The sequence below is a fragment of the Anoxybacillus sp. LAT27 genome (assembly GCF_022030075.1).
In the GTDB taxonomy this organism is placed as follows: domain Bacteria; phylum Bacillota; class Bacilli; order Bacillales; family Anoxybacillaceae; genus Anoxybacillus; species Anoxybacillus kestanbolensis.
The window spans coordinates 20,894-39,889 of sequence record NZ_JAIWYK010000067.1 but is presented as its reverse complement, the minus strand read 5'-3'; the positions used below and the strand labels follow the sequence as shown (position 1 = coordinate 39,889).

Genomic DNA, 18,996 nt, shown 5'->3' with positions numbered 1-18,996 from the left:
ATGTTTATGAGTCAATTTCATGCGACGACGATATTTGCAATTCGCCATCAAGGAAAAGGAGCGATGGCGGGTGATGGTCAAGTGACGTTCGGCAACGCTGTAGTGATGAAACATACCGCCCGGAAAATTCGTAAACTTTTTCATGGTAACGTGTTAGCTGGTTTTGCGGGAGCAGTGGCGGATGCGTTTACGCTGTTTGAAATGTTTGAAGGGAAGTTAGAAGAATATAACGGGAATTTACAGCGTGCTGCGGTTGAATTGGCGAAAGAATGGCGGAGCGACAAAGTGTTACGCCGATTAGAAGCGATGTTGATCGTCATGGACGCCACGCATTTACTACTTATTTCTGGAACGGGCGAAGTTATCGAGCCAGACGATGGCATATTAGCGATCGGCTCCGGTGGAAATTATGCGTTAGCAGCTGGTAGAGCGTTAAAAGCGTACGCAGGTGAACATTTAACAGCGAAGCAAATTGCACAAGCAGCATTAAAAGTGGCGAGCGATATTTGCGTGTACACAAACGATTGCATTATTGTCGAAGAGCTGTAGAGGGGGGAGCGGCATGTTAACGCCAAAACAAATTGTCGAAAAGCTTGATCAATTTATCGTCGGTCAGCATGAAGCAAAAAAAGCGGTGGCCATTGCGCTGAGAAATCGTTACCGTCGCAGTTTATTAGATGAAAAATTGCGCGATGAAGTCGTGCCGAAAAATATTTTAATGATTGGACCAACAGGTGTCGGAAAAACAGAAATTGCGCGGCGATTAGCGAAACTTGTTGGCGCTCCATTCGTAAAAGTAGAGGCAACAAAATTTACGGAAGTCGGTTATGTTGGTCGCGACGTTGAATCGATGGTACGCGACCTCGTTGAAACGTCTGTGCGCATCGTCAAAGAGAAAAAAATGAACGAAGTAAAAGAGCAAGCGGAGCAATTGGCGAACAAACGGCTTGTTGAACTGCTTGTACCCGGAAAAACAAAACAACCGATGAAAAATCCGTTCGAACTTTTGTTTGGTGGTACGCAAGAGCAGGCGGATAGCGGGCACGAAGAACAGCATATTGCTGAGAAGCGGAGACAAATCGCTTGGAAACTAGCAAACGGTGAGCTGGAGGATGAATTGGTCACCGTGGAAATTGAAGAGCAGCAACCGCTTATGTTTGATTTATTTCAAGGCGCTGGCATGGAGCAAATGGGCGTGAATATGCAAGACATGCTCAGTAGCTTTATGCCGAAAAAGCGGAAAAAAAGAAAATTGAAAGTCAGAGAAGCCCGTCATGTACTAGCAAACGAAGAAGCGCAAAAGCTTATTGACATGGACGAAGTGACGCAAGAAGCGATTCGGCTAGCAGAACAATCAGGTATTATTTTTATTGATGAAATTGATAAAATTGCTCGAAAAGGGCAAGCTGGTTCATCAGCTGACGTTTCGCGTGAAGGTGTGCAGCGCGACATTTTGCCGATTGTTGAAGGTTCAACCGTCATGACGAAATATGGACCAGTTAAAACGGACTACATGTTATTTATTGCGGCCGGGGCGTTTCATATGGCGAAACCGTCTGATTTAATTCCAGAATTGCAAGGACGTTTTCCGATTCGCGTAGAATTGACGAAGCTTACCGTCGATGATTTCGTCAAAATATTAGTCGAACCAAATAACGCACTTTTAAAACAATATGTTGCTTTGCTTGCGACAGAAGGTATACAACTTGAATTTTCTGACGATGCTATTCGTAAAATTGCCGAAGTTGCTTTTGAAGTCAATCAACAAACAGATAACATCGGCGCGCGCCGTCTTCATACGATTATGGAAAAACTGTTAGAAGATTTGTTGTATGAAGCGCCGGATGTGCATTTGGAAAAGATTGTGATCACCCCACAATATGTTGAGAAGAAACTAGGTAACATTGTGCGAAATAAAGATTTAAGTCAGTTTATTTTATAAGGAGGATGCAATATGAATTTACTTGAAAAAACAAGAAAAATTAATGCGATGTTACAAAACGCAGCTGGAAAACCAGTAAACTTTAAAGAAATGGCAGAAACGCTTTGCGAAGTGATCGAGGCAAACGTGTTCGTTTTAAGTCGTCGTGGGAAGCTACTCGGCTTTGCGATTAAACAAACGATTGAAAACGAACGAATGAAAAAAATGTTAGCTGATCGTCAATTTCCAGAAGAGTATACGAAAAATTTATTTAACATTACGGAAACATCACCAAACCTTGATATTAATAGCGAGTATACCGCATTTCCTGTCGAAAATAAAGACTTATTTAAAAACGGTTTAACGACGATCGTGCCGATTATCGGTGGCGGTGAGCGCCTTGGAACACTTATTTTATCTCGCTTAGACAAAGAGTTTCATGATGACGATTTAATTTTAGCTGAATACGGAGCAACCGTTGTCGGAATGGAAATTTTACGTGAAAAAGCGGAAGAAATTGAAGAGGAAGCGCGTAGCAAAGCGGTTGTTCAAATGGCAATTAGCTCACTTTCCTATAGTGAATTAGAAGCGATCGAACATATTTTTGAAGAATTAGATGGGACAGAAGGCTTGCTTGTGGCAAGCAAAATTGCTGACCGCGTCGGTATTACACGTTCAGTCATTGTTAATGCGCTTCGCAAACTAGAAAGTGCCGGAGTTATTGAATCTCGTTCGCTCGGGATGAAAGGAACGTACATTAAAGTATTAAACGATAAGTTTTTAACAGAACTTGAGAAATTAAAACATCATTAAAAACAAGCAGGCATCTTTCTCGCGAAGATGCCTCTTTTGTTAAAGTATGTGAAAAATAGTCCAATGTTCCCTATATACATTATGTAAATAATTTTTTACAATAAGGGTAAGATGTCGAACGGTGTCTTTACAAGGAGGAATATGTCGTGAAATTGTTTTCGAATACAATACAAATATTAGAACAAGGGTTAAATTATTCATCGTTGAAACAAAAAGTAATCGCCAACAACATTGCGAATGTCGATACACCGAATTTTAAAGCGAAAGACGTTCAATTTCGAACGGAATTCCATCAAGCATTGCAAGCATATCGCACCGATCCGCGCCATTTTGAATTTAAAGGCGGAACAAGCAAATTTCTCGTGACAACTAAAAACGATCTCGTTTACAATCATAATAACAATAATGTCGATTTAGATAAAGAAATGTCGGATTTAGCGCAAAACCAAATTTATTACAACGCGTTAGTTGAACGGTTGAACGGAAAGTTTAACTCTTTGAAAACGGTCATTAAGGGAGGAAAATAATATATGTTTCAAAGTTTCAATGTATCCGCCTCTGCGTTAACAGCTCAGCGGTTACGCATGGATGTCATTTCCGCAAATATGGCAAACGTCGATACGACTCGTGCGAAAATGGTCGATGGGAAATGGCAGCCATATCGTCGCAAAATGGTTGTCATGCAACCAAACGAATCGTTTTCCTCTTTTTTAAACAAAGCGATGAACGAGCGGTCAGCAGGTGGAGTAAAAGTAACGAAAATTGTTGAGGATCAAACGCCATTTAAACTTGTCTATGACCCATCTCATCCGGATGCAGATGAAAACGGATATGTGCAGCTACCAAACGTAGATCCGTTAAAAGAAATGGTCGATTTAATGAGCGCCACACGCTCGTATGAAGCGAATGTGACGGTGTTAAACGCAACGAAAGGAATGTTAATGAAGGCGTTAGAAATCGGAAAATAGGGGGAATAAGCGATGATTGATCGCATTCAACGTATAGCTTTATCGCCAACTGTACAGCAGCAAGCGATCAAGCCTGCTGAAGCACAGCGAGCATTTTCACAATTTCTAAAGGAAGCAATTCATGAAGTTAATAAACAACAAATTGAGTCAGACCAGCTGACAACGAAGTTAGCAAAAGGAGAAAACGTTGATTTGCACAATGTGATGATCGCTTCACAAAAAGCAAGTGTGTCGCTTCAATTAGCAATTGAAGTGCGCAATAAAGTGATCGAAGCATATCAAGAAGTGATGAGAATGCAAGTATAGACCTCATGAGATAGCGGAGGAAGCATATGAACGAGCGATTAAAACAAGCGATAGAACGATTAAAATTGTTTTGGAGCGAGAGAACAAAACAACAAAAAATGATGGCTTTAGGTCTTGTAGGATTGTTGGTTGTTGCCGTTGCGCTTACCGCTTTTTTGGCGACGCGAACGAATTTTGTTCCTCTCTACAGCAATTTATCGCCGCAAGAAGCGGGACAAATTAAAGCGACGCTTGACCAGCGGGGGATTAAGTCGCAAATTACGGATAACGGCACGACGATTTTAGTGCCGGAACAGCTTGTCAATACGTTAAAAGTCGAACTAGCCGCCGAAGGCATTCCCGATAGCGGAAGCATCGATTATTCGTTTTTCGGAAAAAACTCTGGTTTCGGTATGACAGATAACGAATTTAACGTATTAAAAATTGAGGCGATGCAAACCGAACTTGCCAATTTAATAAAAAGTATCGACGGGGTAGAAGACGCAAAGGTGATGATTAATCTACCCCAGCCGACGATCTTTGTTGGCGACCAACAGGAAGAGGCATCTGCATCGATCGTTTTGAAAACAAAAGCGGGATATAAATTTAATGAGCAGCAAATTAAATCATTATACCACCTTGTTTCCAAAAGCGTGCCGAACCTTCCTACTGATAATATCGTCATTATGAACCAATATTTTGAGTACTTTGATTTAAAAAATGAAGAAAATTTTTCGTCCGGCAAGACGTTTGCTGAACAATATGAAGTGAAACAACAAATTGAACGCGACATTCAACGCCGCGTGCAACAAATGTTAGGAACGATGATGGGACAAGATAAAGTCGTCGTTTCTGTCACAGCCGACGTTGATTTTACACAAGAAAATCGTCAAGAAGAACTTGTTGAGCCAGTAGATAAAGAAAATATGGAAGGCATCGCTGTAAGCGTACAGCGCATTACAGAGACGTTTTCTGGACAAGGGGCTCAACCAGGCGGCACGACAGGCGTTGGAGAAAACACTGTACCAGGTTATCAAGGAGCAAATGGCGAGACAAACGGGGATTATGAGCGAATTGAGGAAACAATTAATAACGAGGTTAATAGAATAAAAAAGGAAATTGTTGCAAGTCCTTATAAAGTAAAAGATTTAGGCATTCAAGTGATGGTTGAACCGCCAACACCGAACGATCCAAACTCGCTTCCTGCACAAACGGTAGATGATATTACAAAAATTTTAGGAACGATTGTGCGGACGTCAGTCGATAAAGACGTTGCAGGACAATGGACGGATGCGGATTTACAAAATCGCGTCGTCGTTTCTGTGCAGCCGTTCAATGGAAAAGTGCAGTTTAATGAGCAAACATCAACTATTCCGACATGGGCATATATTGCCGGTGGCGGTGTGCTTGTAGTGCTTCTTGCGCTCATCGTCTTTTTATGGTTGCGCAAACGGAAGAAAGAAGAAATGGACGAACTGCCATTACAAGAAGAACAAGTGGCAGTACAAATTCCAGATGTAAACGAAGAAGTCGAAACAGAATCCACATTGCGTCGCAAGCAACTTGAAAAACTCGCAAAAGAAAAACCAGAAGAATTTGCGAAATTGCTAAGAACATGGCTTGCTGAGGAATAAAGGAGGGGATTGTATGGCAAAAAAAGGTGAATTAACAGGAAAGCAAAAAGCAGCCATTCTCCTCATTTCATTAGGACCAGACGTTTCAGCATCTGTATATAAACATTTATCTGAAGAAGAAATCGAAAAATTGACGCTCGAAATTTCAAACGTGCGCCAAGTGGATGCCGAGAAAAAAGAAACGATTTTAGAAGAGTTTCATCAAATCGCCTTAGCGCAAGACTACATTTCACAAGGCGGTATTGCTTATGCGAAACAAGTGCTTGAAAAAGCGCTTGGACCAGAGCAGGCGATGAACATTATTAACCGTCTCACGTCTGCGCTTCAAGTGCGCCCGTTTGATTTTGCGCGCAAGGCGGATCCAGCACAAATTTTAAACTTTTTGCAAAATGAACATCCACAAACGATTGCGCTTGTATTGTCGTATTTAGAACCAACGCAAGCAGGTCAAATTTTATCGGCGCTTCCGCAAGAAATGCAAGCGGATGTCGCACGCCGCATTGCGTTGATGGATCGCACATCGCCAGAAATGATTAATGAAGTCGAACAAGTGCTTGAACGGAAATTATCGACGACAGTTGTACAAGATTACACGCAAACAGGCGGTATTGAGGCGGTTGTCGAAGTGTTAAATGGCGTCGATCGAGCAACGGAACGAACGATTTTAGATGCACTCGAAATTCAAGATCCAGAATTAGCAGAAGAAATTAAAAAGCGCATGTTTGTCTTTGAAGATATTGTTACGCTTGATAATCGCGCTATTCAACGCGTTATTCGCGAAGTGGACAACGCCGACTTGTTGCTTGCGTTAAAAGTATCTAGCGATGAGGTGAAGGAAGTTGTATTCCGCAACATGTCTTCGCGCATGGCGGAAACGTTCAAAGAAGAAATGGAGTTTATGGGTCCTGTTCGCCTTCGCGACGTAGAAGAAGCACAATCTCGTATTGTTGCAGTCATTCGCCGTCTCGAAGAAGCGGGTGAAATTGTCGTCGCTCGTGGCGGAGGAGATGATATTATTGTCTAAAGTCATTAAAGCCCCGTTTGCCCGTACAAGTACCGAGCAACGGGCGGTCATTCAAGTGAGAAAAGTATGGTCTGACGTGCAACAAGAAGAACATGAACAACCTGCTGCCGAAACGATGATGCAACATGCACAAACGTTAATCGAGCAAGCGGAGCAACAAGCCGCACACATTCGTCAAGAAGCGGACATGTATTACGCATCTGTCCAACAACAAATTGCGGAAGAGCGAAAGCGATGGGAAGAAGAACGAAGCGAATGGATAAACGAAGCGCGTCAAGAAGGATATGCGATCGGTTTGGAACAAGGGCGCGAAGAAGGATTTCAACAGTACATGGAGGCAATTCGTGAAGCGAAGAAGATTGCACAATCCGCCAATGAACAGTTTTATCACATGTTGCAGTCGGCCGATGAAACGATTTTACTTGTTGCATGCAAAGTAGCGGAACGAATTATCGGTGAGCGTCTTGCTGAAAATAAAGAACATTTTCTTGGCCTTGTGAAACAAGTCATTCAAGAAGTTCGTGAACATGAAGAAGTAAAAATGTACGTGCATCCATCGTACTATGATGTCGTCGTTCGGCAAAAAGATGAGTTAAAGGCGTTGTTTAGTCATGAGGTTCATTTGTTTATTTATCCTGATGAAACGTTAAACGAAACAAGTTGTATTGTTGAAACGCCGTTCGGACGTATTGATGCAAGCGTTGACACGCAACTCGAGCAATTGAAACTACAATTGCTTGAGCGAATTGAGGGGGCAAACGAATGAACTGGCAAGCACTCATCAATGAAATTGAGTTGCTCGACCCATATAAACGATTTGGCAAAGTCACACGCGTTATCGGTTTAATGATCGAAGCAAAAGGCCCGGAAAGTTCAATTGGTGATGTGTGCTACATTCATATCGGCCACAAAAAAAAGAAAAAAATTCAAGCGGAAGTCGTCGGCTTTCGTGATGAATATGTGCTTTTAATGCCGTATGCAACCGTTCAAGACATCGCCCCAGGTTGCATTGTAGAGGCAACGGGGGCTCCGCTTGAAATAAAAGTCGGTTCAGCGCTTGTCGGACGTGTTATTGACGCATTAGGAGCCCCGCTTGACGGTCAACCGCTTCCAAAAGGATTGACGGCTGTTCCAATCGATCGCCAACCGCCCAATCCAATGACGCGTCCTCCGATTTCAGAGCCAATTGAAGTCGGGGTGAAAATGATCGATAGTTTATTAACGGTCGGAAAAGGGCAACGTGTTGGTATTTTTGCTGGTTCAGGTGTTGGAAAAAGTACGTTAATGGGGATGATTGCTCGCAATACAAATGCGGATTTAAACGTTATCGCACTCATCGGTGAACGCGGACGCGAAGTGCGAGAATTTATTGAACGCGATCTTGGTCCCGAAGGATTAAAACGCTCCATTGTCGTTGTTGCGACATCTGATCAGCCTGCCCTCATGCGCATCAAAGGGGCGTATACAGCGACAGCCATTGCGGAATATTTTCGCGATCAAGGACTAAACGTCATGTTTATGATGGATTCCGTCACGCGTGTGGCGATGGCGCAACGTGAAGTTGGATTAGCTGTCGGTGAGCCACCGACAACGAAAGGATATACGCCGTCCGTTTTTGCGATTTTACCAAAACTACTTGAACGGACAGGAACGAATGAACATGGAACGATTACCGCTTTTTATACGGTGCTCGTTGATGGCGATGATATGAATGAACCGATTGCTGATACAGTTCGAGGCATTTTAGATGGTCATTTCGTATTAGAACGCCAACTAGCCAATAAAGGTCAATATCCAGCAATTAACGTATTAAAAAGTGTAAGCCGCGTCATGAACTACATTGTGACGCCAGAGCATCGAAAAGTGGCAGAAAAATTGCGTGAGTTGTTGGCGACGTATGTGCAGTCTGAAGATTTAATTCAAATCGGTGCCTATAAACGAGGATCGTCGCGAGAAATCGACGAAGCGATCCGTTATTATCCGAAAATTATTTCGTTTTTAAAACAAGATGTTCATGAATGTTATACAATAAACGAAAGTGTTCAACAGTTGTTTCAACTTATCGAACAAGGGTGAATAGGCGATGACATCATTTCAATTAACGAAAATTTTAAATTTAAAAGAGTATGAAAAACAAAAAGCGCTACACGAATATGAAGAGGCGCGCCGTCGCTTTGAAGAAGTGGCAGAAAAACTGTACCACTTTTTAAAACAAAAAGAAGACTACGAGGAACAACATAAACAACAATTACAATCAGGGTTGGCTGTTCAACATATCCGTTCGTTTCAACAATTTATGAACAATTTGCAGCGCGTCATCGACCATTACCAGCATCTTGTTATGCAAGCGCGTCAACAAATGGAGTTGAAACAACTAAAGTTAGTTGAATTGAATGTAGAGGTGAAAAAATACGAAAAAATAAAAGAAAAACATGATGAAATGATCGCGCAACAAATGCGAATTGCAGAACAAAAGCAAATGGATGATATTTCAATTCAACAATATTGTTATCGAGAAACAAGGTGAGTGTTGATGGAACAATTTGAAAAAAAAGAAGAAGAGACGAAAAAAGCGAGCAAGCTTCAATGGTTTCTTTTTATCGTCTTCATCCCGCTTTTATTCACCATCTCCGTTGTTTTACTTATTCTAACGTTCTCTGGTATTAACGTATTTGAACAAGGGAAAAAATATGCGGGGCAATTGCCATTTGTTTCTCAATGGATTGAAGGAACAGAAGCGAACGAAAAAAAGAAACTAGAAGAGCAAATCGTTGAGCTAAAAGCAACCATTGTTGAGAAAGAAAAGGAGCTTACAAAAACGAAAGATACTATAAAAGAAAAAGATGCAGAAATTGATGCGCTTAAGCAAGAAATCGCACGTTTGCAGACGGAAAAAGAACAAGCACAACAGCCGACAACACCGTCAACAGAGCAGACAGATGCTACGCGTGTAGACGTTGTGAAAATGTATGAAACGATGTCACCAAAAAAGGCAGCGGAAATTATTCCGCAAATGTCAGATCAAGAAGCGGTTCATTTATTATCAAAGTTAAAAACAGACAAAGTGGCGGCCATTTTAGAAAAAATGGATGCCGCAAACGCCGCGAAATATACGAGCTTGCTTGCGAAAAAAGCGAACAATTGAAAGGAGGTGAAGAAATGAATATCGCCGGAGTTTCTTTCATGGCTCCATTTGGATCTAATCAGCAAGCAACCGTTCAAAAAGGTGATGGGGATGCATTTTCCCAATTGGTTTTATCGTTGCGCCAGACGTCACAATCGTTACAACCATTGTCCAAGCAACAAAATGAACAAAATGTGGTACAACAAGTCGATTGGGAACAGTTGCAGCAATGGTTTCAACAGCTGCCAACGCACGATGGGTATGCAGACAAGCACATATTATCAACTGAAATGATACAATCGTTTCTTTCTCTTTTACCAGAAGAAACGAAAGAGCAAATTGTTCAACAATTTTCAGCTGAGCCACCGTTTGAAACGATGTTTTCGGCGTCCGATGACCATGATGAAAAAGATGAACTGATGCTCATCATTGCTTTATTTCAACTAGAACAGAAGCAATGGACGATTCCAGAACCAATAATTGAACAGGCACGTGCAACGTTACGCCATTTGTTTGAGGCACATGATGAGCGAAGTGGAACAATTACAGCGATGATTCAAACGATGATAGACAGCCAAAAGCGATGGGAAACGAATGAAAACATACAACATGGTGAAACATGGAAATCACTTTTATTTGCTCGTGAGCGGTTAACTCCAAATGTTGAACAACGTTTAACAGATGGAAACGTAAACGATGAAGCGTTGCAAAAATATTCAGTACATTCTTATGCGCAATCAGCAAATACACGTTTCCAAACAGAGCAATTCCCTGATCCTGTACAGAAGAAAGTTGTACAATTGCCACAAGAGCGCAAACAATGGACGAGTCAGTTGTCTCATTTGGTACACGCTGTTCAACAATCAGATGATAAATATGTACCGTTTGACCGACCAACGATTGATACGACGAATGAAACACCGTTTGTCGCACAGTTTGAGCGAATTGTTCGTTCAAGTCAATTCACGCGATGGAAAAACGGCAATGCGCAAATGCTGATTCGCCTTCAACCTGAACATTTAGGATATATAACAATTAAGCTTATTCAACAAAAAGGAAAGCTAACGGCAAAAATGATTACATCGACTGAAGCGGCGAAACAGCTAGTGGAACAACATATTCATCAGCTTGCTCATATTGCCGATCACATTACGGTTGAACAATTTAACGTATTTGACCAAGCGAAATTTCGCGATCATTCATTCCAGCAACAAAAGCAGCAACAGCAACAACAAGAGCAACAGAGAGAAGAGAAGAATGAGCGTGATCAATCGTTTGATGAGTGGTTAAAAGAGTGGTTTGACTTTGAATAGAGGTGATCATATGACTGCGATCGATCCAAGTTTGCTTTTATCGCAACGCCAAGTCGCGCAGCGTGAAACAGGAAAAAGCTCATTAGGAAAAGATGATTTTTTAAAAATTTTAATTGCCCAATTGCAACATCAAGATCCGTTAAATCCGATGGAAGACCGTGAATTTATTTCACAAATGGCGAATTTCTCATCGCTTGAACAAATGGTCAATATGTCGAATATGATGAGCAAGTTTATTGAGACACAAACGGGTACATCGGAAAAACTTGTAGGCACATTAGATGCATTGCAAAAGCTTATCCAGCAACAGTCTGCGCCGTCGCTCGCTCAATATAGCGAATGGATTGGAAAGACGGTTACATGGGATGAACAAAGCGGTGTAGTGAGAGCTGTCGTCCAAAAAGGAACAGACATATGGTTAGAGCTTGAACAAGGAGAAACGGTGTTAGCCTCTCGCGTCACAAAAGTGTCGCAATAAAGGAGGTGAGAAAATGAATCGCATTCAATTTTTCCCGCACACCCCGTTGATTCCGCCGAAAAAACAGGCGGCTGTCCAAACAGAGCAACAATCGTTTCGCGATGCGCTTGTCAAAGCAGAGCAAACGCTAAAAATAAGCAAACACGCCCAACAACGATTGCAAGAGCGAAATATTCATATTAACGATGAACAATGGGCCTTGATTGGACAAAAAGTTGTCGAGGCAAAACAAAAAGGGGTACGCGACTCGCTCATCATTACAAATGAGGCGGCATTAATTGTTAGCGCAGTAAACCAAACGGTCATTACTGCAATGGATCGCCATGAAGCACAGAGCCAATTGTTTACGAATATTAACGGAGCCATTATTATATAAGGCTGGACCTTTACAGGAAGCCTTCGAGCGTGCGGAATGACAGAAGCCGCTCAAACAAAGAAAAGGAGAGGATTATATGTTACGTTCCATGTTTACTGGAATTGGTGGTATTCGCAACTTTCAATATAAATTAGACGTCATTGGTAACAATATTTCTAACGTCAATACGTATGGCTATAAAAAAGCGCGCGTCACATTTAAAGATCTCGTTTCCCAACAAATTTCCGCCGCGACATCATCGACAGGAACGCGCGGGGGAATTAACGGTAAACAAATCGGATTGGGAAGCGGTCTCGGTTCAATCGAAACGATTCATACGCAAGGATCGACGCAAACGACATCACGTCCACTTGACTTAGCGCTCGGTGGCGACGGTTTTTTCGTTGTCGGATCGATTAATGATGTCACATTAATTAGCATGGACGGACCAGCTGGAAAACTAGGGACAAATAAAGTAAATACAGGAGTACCTATTGACCGCGTCTTTAATTTAAGCTTTACACGTGCAGGGAACTTTTATTTAGATGAGTATGGTTATATTGTGAACTCCGATGGACAATATTTGATCGGTGAAGCAGCGATTAAAGATGTGGATACAGTCATTACGAATGCGCCGCATGTAGCTCAAGCAAGACGTGATTTAGAAACATTTCTTAATAGTGCAAACGGTCTTGTAAACTTTATAAAAAAATGGAAAGAAGAGTTCACGAAAGATCCTGATAACGATCCAACGACACAAACGGATTTTATTACTTTTATTAACAACTTTAACAATGAATTAAGCACCTTAAACGAGAAAATAACAGGGAAGACGGATCCGAACGATACAACGCTTGCAGCAGCTGGGACATATTTTAATGATCGCGTATCTCCTAAAGCTAGCATTAACCCTGTTCCTTTGCTTCCAGCAAACGGGGCGGATTGGCCGGATACGTTAGCAGAAGCAGAAAAAATGATGGGACCATATTTAGAAGGAATTAGTGGTTTTGTTGAAAGTGTTCAACAAGTGTTGCAAGACTACAGCGAGCCGAAATACGGAAATGTCACAAGCTTTGAACCGGGCCTCATTCAAATTCCAAAAACGGCGAAAAGCTTCGGGATTACAGCGGATGGAAAAGTGACGTTCATCGATAGCAATGGACAATTAAAAATTGCAGGTCAAATTTTATTAGCGCAATTTCCAAACCCAACAGGTTTAGAGAAAATGGGGGGGAATACGTTTAAAGAAACGAACAACTCTGGTAAACTTGACCGCAATGCAGACGGCTTGACGATTAATGAGTTGTCGCGCCCAGGTTTAAACGGTGCCGGTGAAATTATTTCCGGTGCGCTCGAAATGTCGAACGTAGACTTATCCGAAGAGTTTACGGAAATGATTGTTGCGCAACGCGGATTCCAAGCAAACACGCGCATTATTACAACATCGGACGAGATTTTACAAGAATTAGTTAACTTAAAGAAATAATAAGGGAGGGGAGGGCACTAGGCTCTGTCTAGTGCCCGCATACATATGATTACATTAACGCGGTTAAATGGAAAACAATTCACACTAAACGCGATATACATAGAACAAGTTGAAGCGTTTCCAGACACGACCATTACGTTAACAAATGGCAAAAAGTTTGTCGTGCGGGAGTCTGTAGAAGATGTTATGTTACTAGTAGAAACGTTTTATCGTAACATTTCTGTGCTCGGATTAAGGAGAGAGGCGGAGGGATCCGACGTTGAAAGACAATAAGATGTTAAAGATGATGCTAATTATTATGGGAGTGATTACGCTTGTTAGCGTCGTTGCCCTTGTTGTTGTCATGAAATTTATGGGCAATAATGAGCCAAAAGAACCGACGGTTGATGAAATCGTCGCCAGCTCGTTTGATGTCCCGGAAATGATGACGAATTTAATGGATGGAAGCTTTATTAAAATCGCGTTTAAAGTTCAAACAGATAGCGAAAAAGCAAAAGAAGAAGCGGAAAAACGCGATTTTCAAATTAAAAACATCATTATTGAAGAATTATCCGAAATGACGGCGGAACAGTTTAAAGGAAAACAAGGAAAACTGCTTCTAGAGAAAAAATTGCGTGAACGCATCAATGAGCTTATGCAAGAAGGAAAAGTTGAGAAAATTTATATAACCTCCTTTATTCTCCAGTAAATAAAATGAATAGGAGTAGGAGGTGAGAACAGTGTCAGGAGAAGTTTTATCACAAAGTGAAATTGATGCCTTGCTTGCAGCGTTGTCTGCTGGAGAGATGGACGCGGATGAGCTGAAAAAAGAAGAAGCAGAGAAAAAAGTGAAAGTGTATGACTTTAAACGGGCGTTGCGGTTTTCAAAAGATCAAATTCGCAGTTTAACGCGCATACATGAAAACTTTGCTCGACTATTGACGACGTTTTTTTCCGCGCAATTGCGCACATATGTGCAAATTTCCGTCGCATCGGCTGATCAATTGCCATACGAAGAGTTTATTCGCTCTATTCCGAAAATGACGATTTTAACGGTGTTTGAAGTTCCACCTTTGGATGGACGCGTGCTGTTAGAGGTCAACCCAAACATCGCCTATGCTATGCTTGATCGCGTATTGGGAGGCAGAGGTGTAAGTTTAAATAAAATCGAAAATTTAACCGAAATTGAAACAAAAATTATGTCCAGTTTGTTTGAAAAAGCGTTTAGCAACTTGCGTGAAGCGTGGGAGTCCGTCGCAGACATCGATCCGATGCTCACAGATTTTGAAGTCAATCCACAATTTTTACAAATGGTATCACCAAATGAGACGGTTGTCGTTATTTCGTTAAATACACAAATTGGTGATACGAGCGGAATGATTAACATTTGTATTCCGCACGTTGTGTTAGAACCAATCATTCCGAAATTATCTGTTCATTATTGGATGCAAACGCAAAAAAAGGCTCGTGAACCTGAAGAAGTTGCGACGTTGCAAAAGCGATTAAAGCAAACGAAGGTGCCAATGATCGCAGAGCTCGGTACATCGACGATCTCCATTCAAGAATTTTTGCAACTCTCTGTTGGTGATGTCATTCAACTCGATCAAACGGTACGTGATCCACTCGTGATTAAAGTAGGAGATGTGCCGAAATTTATCGGGCAGCCAGGAAAAATGAATAAACGATTAGCTATACAAATTTTAGATGTGATAAAGGGGGAAGACGGCGATGATGAGTGACGATATGTTATCTCAAGATGAGATTGATGCGTTGTTGCGAGGAATTGACGAAGACCCGATGCCGTCTAGCACAATGTCGATCGATGAAGTATTAACACCAATCGAGCAAGATGCGCTTGGTGAAATTGGAAATATTTCGTTTGGTAGTTCAGCGACAGCGTTATCGATGTTATTAAATCAAAAAGTTGAAATTACAACGCCGAGCGTTTCACTCATCGAACGTGCGCGCGTAGCAGAAGAGTTTCCGCATCCGTACGTTGCGATTCAAGTCAGCTATACCGAAGGGTTTTTAGGAACAAATTTACTTGTCATTAAACAATCTGACGCTGCGATTATCGCAGATTTAATGATGGGGGGAGATGGCACAAATCCACCCGATTTTATGGACGAAATTCAATTGAGTGCTGTACAAGAAGCGATGAACCAAATGATGGGTTCGGCTGCGACGTCGATGTCGACGATCTTTAGCAAAAAAGTTGATATTTCGCCACCAAGTTTACACTTACTTGATTTATCGGAAGGCGAAGGATTTGAATATTTACCGCCGGACGACGTACTTGTTAAAGTATCGTTCCGTTTAAAAGTAGGCAATTTAATTGATTCGAATATTATGCAACTGTTGCCAATTCATTTTGCGAAAGAATTAGTCGAAAATTTATTAAATCCGTCTAGTACAAAGACCGAAACATCAGCTACAATAAATACGAACGAGCCACATCAAACCGCGCCATCCGCACAGACGAAACCAGCGCCTTCATCGGCTCAACAAACGCAAAAAGAAGCTCCTCAACATTTTGGGACGGGAGCCGTGCAGCAGCCTGTCAACGTCCAGCCTGTTGCTTTTGCAAGTTTTGAACCAGCGCCATTGCCAGAAGCGGAATCACGCAATCTTGATATGTTGCTTGATATTCCGTTGCAAGTGACGGTGGAACTCGGGCGAACGAAGCGCTCTGTGCAAGATATTTTAAGTTTATCATCAGGCTCCATCATTGAACTTGATAAGCTGGCTGGTGAACCGGTTGACATTTTAGTTAATAACAAATTGATCGCGAAAGGTGAAGTTGTCGTCATCGATGAAAATTTCGGCGTGCGTGTGACGAGCATTATTAGCCAAAGCGATCGGTTAAACAAATTACGATAATTCGGGAGGTTTTTGGAGAATGGCGAGAATTTTAATTGTTGATGATGCAGCATTTATGAGAATGATGATTAAAGATATTTTAACGAAAAACGGGCACGAAGTTGTTGCGGAAGCAGCTGATGGGGCGCAAGCGGTCGAAAAATATAAAGAGTTTCGCCCAGACTTAGTCACAATGGACATTACGATGCCAGAGATGGATGGCATTACGGCGTTGAAAGAAATTAAAAAAATTGACAGCAACGCAAAAGTCATTATGTGTTCAGCCATGGGGCAACAAGCGATGGTTATCGATGCGATTCAAGCAGGAGCAAAAGATTTTATTGTCAAACCGTTCCAAGCAGATCGCGTCATTGAAGCGATTAATAAAACGCTCGGTTAGAGGTGGAATTCATTGCGCTATATTCGCATCATCATGTTGTGCGCGTTCGTTGTTCTGCAAGCAGTTTCTCCTGCTTTTGCAGAACAAACGAATAGCGTAAAAGAATGTGTAGAACATCCAGAAAAGTGTAAAGAACAACAAACGAATGAGGCAACTCAAACGGCAACAGTTTCGGAATCGACTCCGATTACCGTTTGGGATTTCGTTAAACTGATTGGTGCAACTGCTTTTGTTATATTTTTGTTATATGCGCTTTTAAAATGGTTAAATAAACAAAACCGATTTTATGAGCGAAAAGGGCTCATTCAACATTTAGGTGGGACAAGTTTAGGTACAAACCGAACGATTCAAATTGTGAAAGTCGGTCGGCGTGTGTTAGTTGTTGGTGTAGGTGAATCGATTCACTTGCTCAAAGAAATTACGGATGAGCAAGAAATTGAGGAGTTGCTTAAGCAACATGAAGCGCGCCTCGATTCATTGCTTGATACAAACGTATGGAAATCATTGCAATCGCTTTTACAGCGAAAAACAAACGAGCCTCGTTTTCGCCAATTGTTCGATCGAGAGTTACAACAGTTGGTTGAGAAGCGAAAACAAGCGATGAGAGCGCTGGAAAAAGAAAGGGATTCACATGAATGAAGTGATGCAGTTTTTTAATAATAGCGCGCCCGAAAACGTAGCGACATCTGTGAAGCTGTTATTGTTGCTGACGGTCTTATCGATTGCGCCAGGCATTTTAATTATGGTGACGTCGTTTACGCGCATCGTGATCGTCTTATCGTTTGTCAGAACAGCGCTCGGCACGCAACAAATGCCGCCGAACCAAGTCATTATCGGGCTATCTTTATTTTTAACATTTTTTATTATGGCACCGACGTTTCAACAAATTAATCGTGACGCCTTGCAGCCGCTGTTTGATGAAAAAATTAATTTAGAGCAAGCATATGAACGAGCCGAAGCACCATTAAAAGAGTTTATGAGCAAACATACGCGACAAAAAGATTTAGCTTTATTTTTGAGCTACGCAGGGGCTGAACAGCCAAAAACAGTACAAGATATTCCGATGTCAGCGCTCGTCCCTGCTTTTGCGATTAGCGAATTAAAAACAGCGTTTCAAATCGGTTTCATGCTATTCATTCCGTTTTTAGTCATTGATATGATTGTGGCAAGCGTATTAATGTCGATGGGAATGATGATGTTACCGCCGGTCATGATTTCGTTACCGTTTAAAATTTTACTGTTTGTTCTTGTGGATGGTTGGTATTTAGTTGTGAAATCATTATTAGAAAGCTTTTAAAGTAGGTGGGAAAAATGAGTCCCGATTTTGTCATTCAAGTCGCGGAACGCGGTGTGTATATGGTGCTTGTCGTATGCGGACCGCTCATGTTGCTTGCGCTTGCGGTCGGGCTATTGATTAGCATTTTGCAAGCGACGACGCAAATTCAAGAACAAACGTTAGCGTTTGTTCCTAAAATTGTTGCCGTGTTACTCGGTCTCGTTTTTTTCGGACCGTGGATGCTTTCGCGCATGGTGTCATATGCATACAATATTTTTAGCAACTTAAGTAAATTTGTAGGATGAAGCGTATGGAGCTATACACGTATGTACCAACTTTTTTACTTATTTTTGCGCGCGTCGCTTCATTCTTTGTGACGATGCCGCTTTTCTCATATCGAAACGTGCCAAACGTTCATAAAATCGGTTTTGCCTTTTTTATTAGTTGGCTCATGTTTTTTTCGCTTGATCCAAAGCCATTGGATATTGACGGGACGTATATGATGTTGTTAATTAAAGAAGTGCTTGTCGGATTATTGATTGGGCTTGTTGCATTTATCATTATGTCGGCTATTCAAATTGCGGGCGGATTCATCGATTTTCAAATGGGGTTTGCGATTGCAAACGTCATCGATCCGCAAACAGGCGCCCAAAGCCCATTAATGGGACAATATTTATACACGATCGCTTTGTTTTTTTTACTCGCCGTCAATGGACATCATATGTTGTTAGACGGTATTTTTTATAGCTATCAATTCATTCCGCTCGATCATCTCGTTTCGTTTGGAAATGAACAAATCGCAGAACAAGTTGTTCGTTTATTTCAAGCGATGTTCGTCATTGCTTTACAAATGGCTATTCCGATTGTTGGATGTTTGTTTTTAGTCGATGTAGCACTTGGTATTGTCGCGCGAACTGTCCCACAAATGAACATTTTTGTGATCGGTCTTCCCGTAAAAATTATCGTTAGTTTTGTGCTGTTTGTCATCGTATTTTCAAGTATGTTTGCCGTCACAAAGCAATTGTTTGAATTCGCTTTTATATCGATGCGCGGCATGATGAAATTGTTAGGAGGGGCGTAG

General features: G+C 41.6%; 25 protein-coding genes. All 25 read left to right on the top strand.

Annotation, left to right across the window (positions count from 1 at the left end; genetic code table 11):
* The 25 genes from hslV (at position 1) to fliR (ending at position 18,996) form a co-directional block, all read left to right on the top strand.
* A complete protein-coding gene (gene hslV, locus LD028_RS05930; protein WP_006323039.1) occupies positions 1–549 on the top strand; it encodes an ATP-dependent protease subunit HslV in 549 nt (182 codons plus the stop codon).
* 13 nt (positions 550–562) lie between these two features.
* Positions 563–1,942, top strand: coding sequence for an ATP-dependent protease ATPase subunit HslU (gene hslU, locus LD028_RS05925; protein ID WP_237811264.1), 1,380 nt, complete (start codon positions 563–565; stop codon positions 1,940–1,942).
* Between the two features lie 12 nt (positions 1,943–1,954).
* Positions 1,955–2,734 (top strand): GTP-sensing pleiotropic transcriptional regulator CodY, encoded by a 780-nt coding sequence (gene codY, locus LD028_RS05920; protein ID WP_006323041.1) that lies wholly within the window; start codon positions 1,955–1,957, stop codon positions 2,732–2,734.
* 146 nt (positions 2,735–2,880) lie between these two features.
* A complete protein-coding gene (flgB, locus tag LD028_RS05915; RefSeq protein ID WP_006323042.1) occupies positions 2,881–3,261 on the top strand; it encodes a flagellar basal body rod protein FlgB in 381 nt (126 codons plus the stop codon).
* 3 nt (positions 3,262–3,264) lie between these two features.
* A complete protein-coding gene (gene flgC, locus LD028_RS05910) occupies positions 3,265–3,702 on the top strand; it encodes a flagellar basal body rod protein FlgC (protein ID WP_004891074.1) in 438 nt (145 codons plus the stop codon).
* A gap of 12 nt (positions 3,703–3,714) precedes the next feature.
* The gene (gene fliE / locus LD028_RS05905) at positions 3,715–4,008 is read left to right on the top strand and encodes a flagellar hook-basal body complex protein FliE (RefSeq protein WP_006323044.1); all 294 of its coding nucleotides are present in this window, start codon (positions 3,715–3,717) and stop codon (positions 4,006–4,008) included.
* A gap of 26 nt (positions 4,009–4,034) precedes the next feature.
* Positions 4,035–5,621 carry a flagellar basal-body MS-ring/collar protein FliF gene (gene fliF / locus LD028_RS05900; RefSeq protein ID WP_237811263.1) on the top strand — a complete coding sequence of 529 codons (1,587 nt, stop codon included), beginning with the start codon at positions 4,035–4,037 and terminating at the stop codon, positions 5,619–5,621.
* Positions 5,622–5,634: 13 nt separating this feature from the next.
* The gene (fliG, locus tag LD028_RS05895; protein ID WP_006323055.1) at positions 5,635–6,645 is read left to right on the top strand and encodes a flagellar motor switch protein FliG; all 1,011 of its coding nucleotides are present in this window, start codon (positions 5,635–5,637) and stop codon (positions 6,643–6,645) included.
* Positions 6,629–7,411 carry a flagellar assembly protein FliH gene (gene fliH, locus LD028_RS05890; protein ID WP_237811262.1) on the top strand — a complete coding sequence of 261 codons (783 nt, stop codon included), beginning with the start codon at positions 6,629–6,631 and terminating at the stop codon, positions 7,409–7,411. Before fliG ends, fliH begins: the two co-directional genes overlap by 17 nt.
* A complete protein-coding gene (gene fliI / locus LD028_RS05885) occupies positions 7,408–8,721 on the top strand; it encodes a flagellar protein export ATPase FliI (protein WP_237811261.1) in 1,314 nt (437 codons plus the stop codon). The genes fliH and fliI overlap by 4 nt, the downstream gene beginning before the upstream one ends.
* 7 nt (positions 8,722–8,728) lie before the next feature.
* Positions 8,729–9,172 carry a flagellar export protein FliJ gene (fliJ, locus tag LD028_RS05880; RefSeq protein WP_077429190.1) on the top strand — a complete coding sequence of 148 codons (444 nt, stop codon included), beginning with the start codon at positions 8,729–8,731 and terminating at the stop codon, positions 9,170–9,172.
* 6 nt (positions 9,173–9,178) lie between these two features.
* Positions 9,179–9,790, top strand: coding sequence for a MotE family protein (locus tag LD028_RS05875; protein ID WP_237811260.1), 612 nt, complete (start codon positions 9,179–9,181; stop codon positions 9,788–9,790).
* Between the two features lie 14 nt (positions 9,791–9,804).
* The gene (locus LD028_RS05870) at positions 9,805–11,082 is read left to right on the top strand and encodes a flagellar hook-length control protein FliK (RefSeq protein ID WP_237811259.1); all 1,278 of its coding nucleotides are present in this window, start codon (positions 9,805–9,807) and stop codon (positions 11,080–11,082) included.
* A 10-nt stretch (positions 11,083–11,092) separates the two neighbouring features.
* Positions 11,093–11,560, top strand: coding sequence for a FlgD family protein (locus LD028_RS05865; RefSeq protein WP_006323065.1), 468 nt, complete (start codon positions 11,093–11,095; stop codon positions 11,558–11,560).
* A gap of 13 nt (positions 11,561–11,573) precedes the next feature.
* Positions 11,574–11,936 (top strand): TIGR02530 family flagellar biosynthesis protein, encoded by a 363-nt coding sequence (locus tag LD028_RS05860; RefSeq protein WP_237811258.1) that lies wholly within the window; start codon positions 11,574–11,576, stop codon positions 11,934–11,936.
* 76 nt (positions 11,937–12,012) lie between these two features.
* The gene (locus tag LD028_RS05855) at positions 12,013–13,401 is read left to right on the top strand and encodes a flagellar hook-basal body complex protein (protein ID WP_237811257.1); all 1,389 of its coding nucleotides are present in this window, start codon (positions 12,013–12,015) and stop codon (positions 13,399–13,401) included.
* A gap of 45 nt (positions 13,402–13,446) precedes the next feature.
* Positions 13,447–13,674, top strand: a complete 228-nt coding sequence (locus LD028_RS05850; protein ID WP_237811256.1) for a flagellar FlbD family protein — start codon at positions 13,447–13,449, stop codon at positions 13,672–13,674.
* A gap of 1 nt (position 13,675) precedes the next feature.
* Positions 13,676–14,089: a flagellar basal body-associated protein FliL gene (gene fliL, locus LD028_RS05845; protein WP_237811275.1), complete on the top strand. Its 414-nt coding sequence runs from the start codon at positions 13,676–13,678 to the stop codon at positions 14,087–14,089.
* 31 nt (positions 14,090–14,120) lie between these two features.
* Positions 14,121–15,119 (top strand): flagellar motor switch protein FliM, encoded by a 999-nt coding sequence (gene fliM, locus LD028_RS05840; protein ID WP_237811255.1) that lies wholly within the window; start codon positions 14,121–14,123, stop codon positions 15,117–15,119.
* Positions 15,109–16,260 carry a flagellar motor switch phosphatase FliY gene (gene fliY, locus LD028_RS05835; RefSeq protein ID WP_077429635.1) on the top strand — a complete coding sequence of 384 codons (1,152 nt, stop codon included), beginning with the start codon at positions 15,109–15,111 and terminating at the stop codon, positions 16,258–16,260. The genes fliM and fliY overlap by 11 nt, the downstream gene beginning before the upstream one ends.
* 19 nt (positions 16,261–16,279) lie before the next feature.
* Complete coding sequence (locus LD028_RS05830; protein WP_003394872.1) at positions 16,280–16,639, top strand: chemotaxis protein CheY; 360 nt, start codon at positions 16,280–16,282, stop codon at positions 16,637–16,639.
* A 12-nt stretch (positions 16,640–16,651) separates the two neighbouring features.
* Positions 16,652–17,278 (top strand): flagella biosynthesis regulatory protein FliZ, encoded by a 627-nt coding sequence (gene fliZ, locus LD028_RS05825; protein WP_237811254.1) that lies wholly within the window; start codon positions 16,652–16,654, stop codon positions 17,276–17,278.
* On the top strand, positions 17,271–17,936 hold the full coding sequence (gene fliP / locus LD028_RS05820) for a flagellar type III secretion system pore protein FliP (protein ID WP_006323082.1): 666 nt from the start codon (positions 17,271–17,273) through the stop codon (positions 17,934–17,936). Before fliZ ends, fliP begins: the two co-directional genes overlap by 8 nt.
* 14 nt (positions 17,937–17,950) lie before the next feature.
* Positions 17,951–18,220 carry a flagellar biosynthesis protein FliQ gene (gene fliQ, locus LD028_RS05815; RefSeq protein WP_035018732.1) on the top strand — a complete coding sequence of 90 codons (270 nt, stop codon included), beginning with the start codon at positions 17,951–17,953 and terminating at the stop codon, positions 18,218–18,220.
* A complete protein-coding gene (gene fliR / locus LD028_RS05810) occupies positions 18,217–18,996 on the top strand; it encodes a flagellar biosynthetic protein FliR (RefSeq protein ID WP_004891044.1) in 780 nt (259 codons plus the stop codon). Before fliQ ends, fliR begins: the two co-directional genes overlap by 4 nt.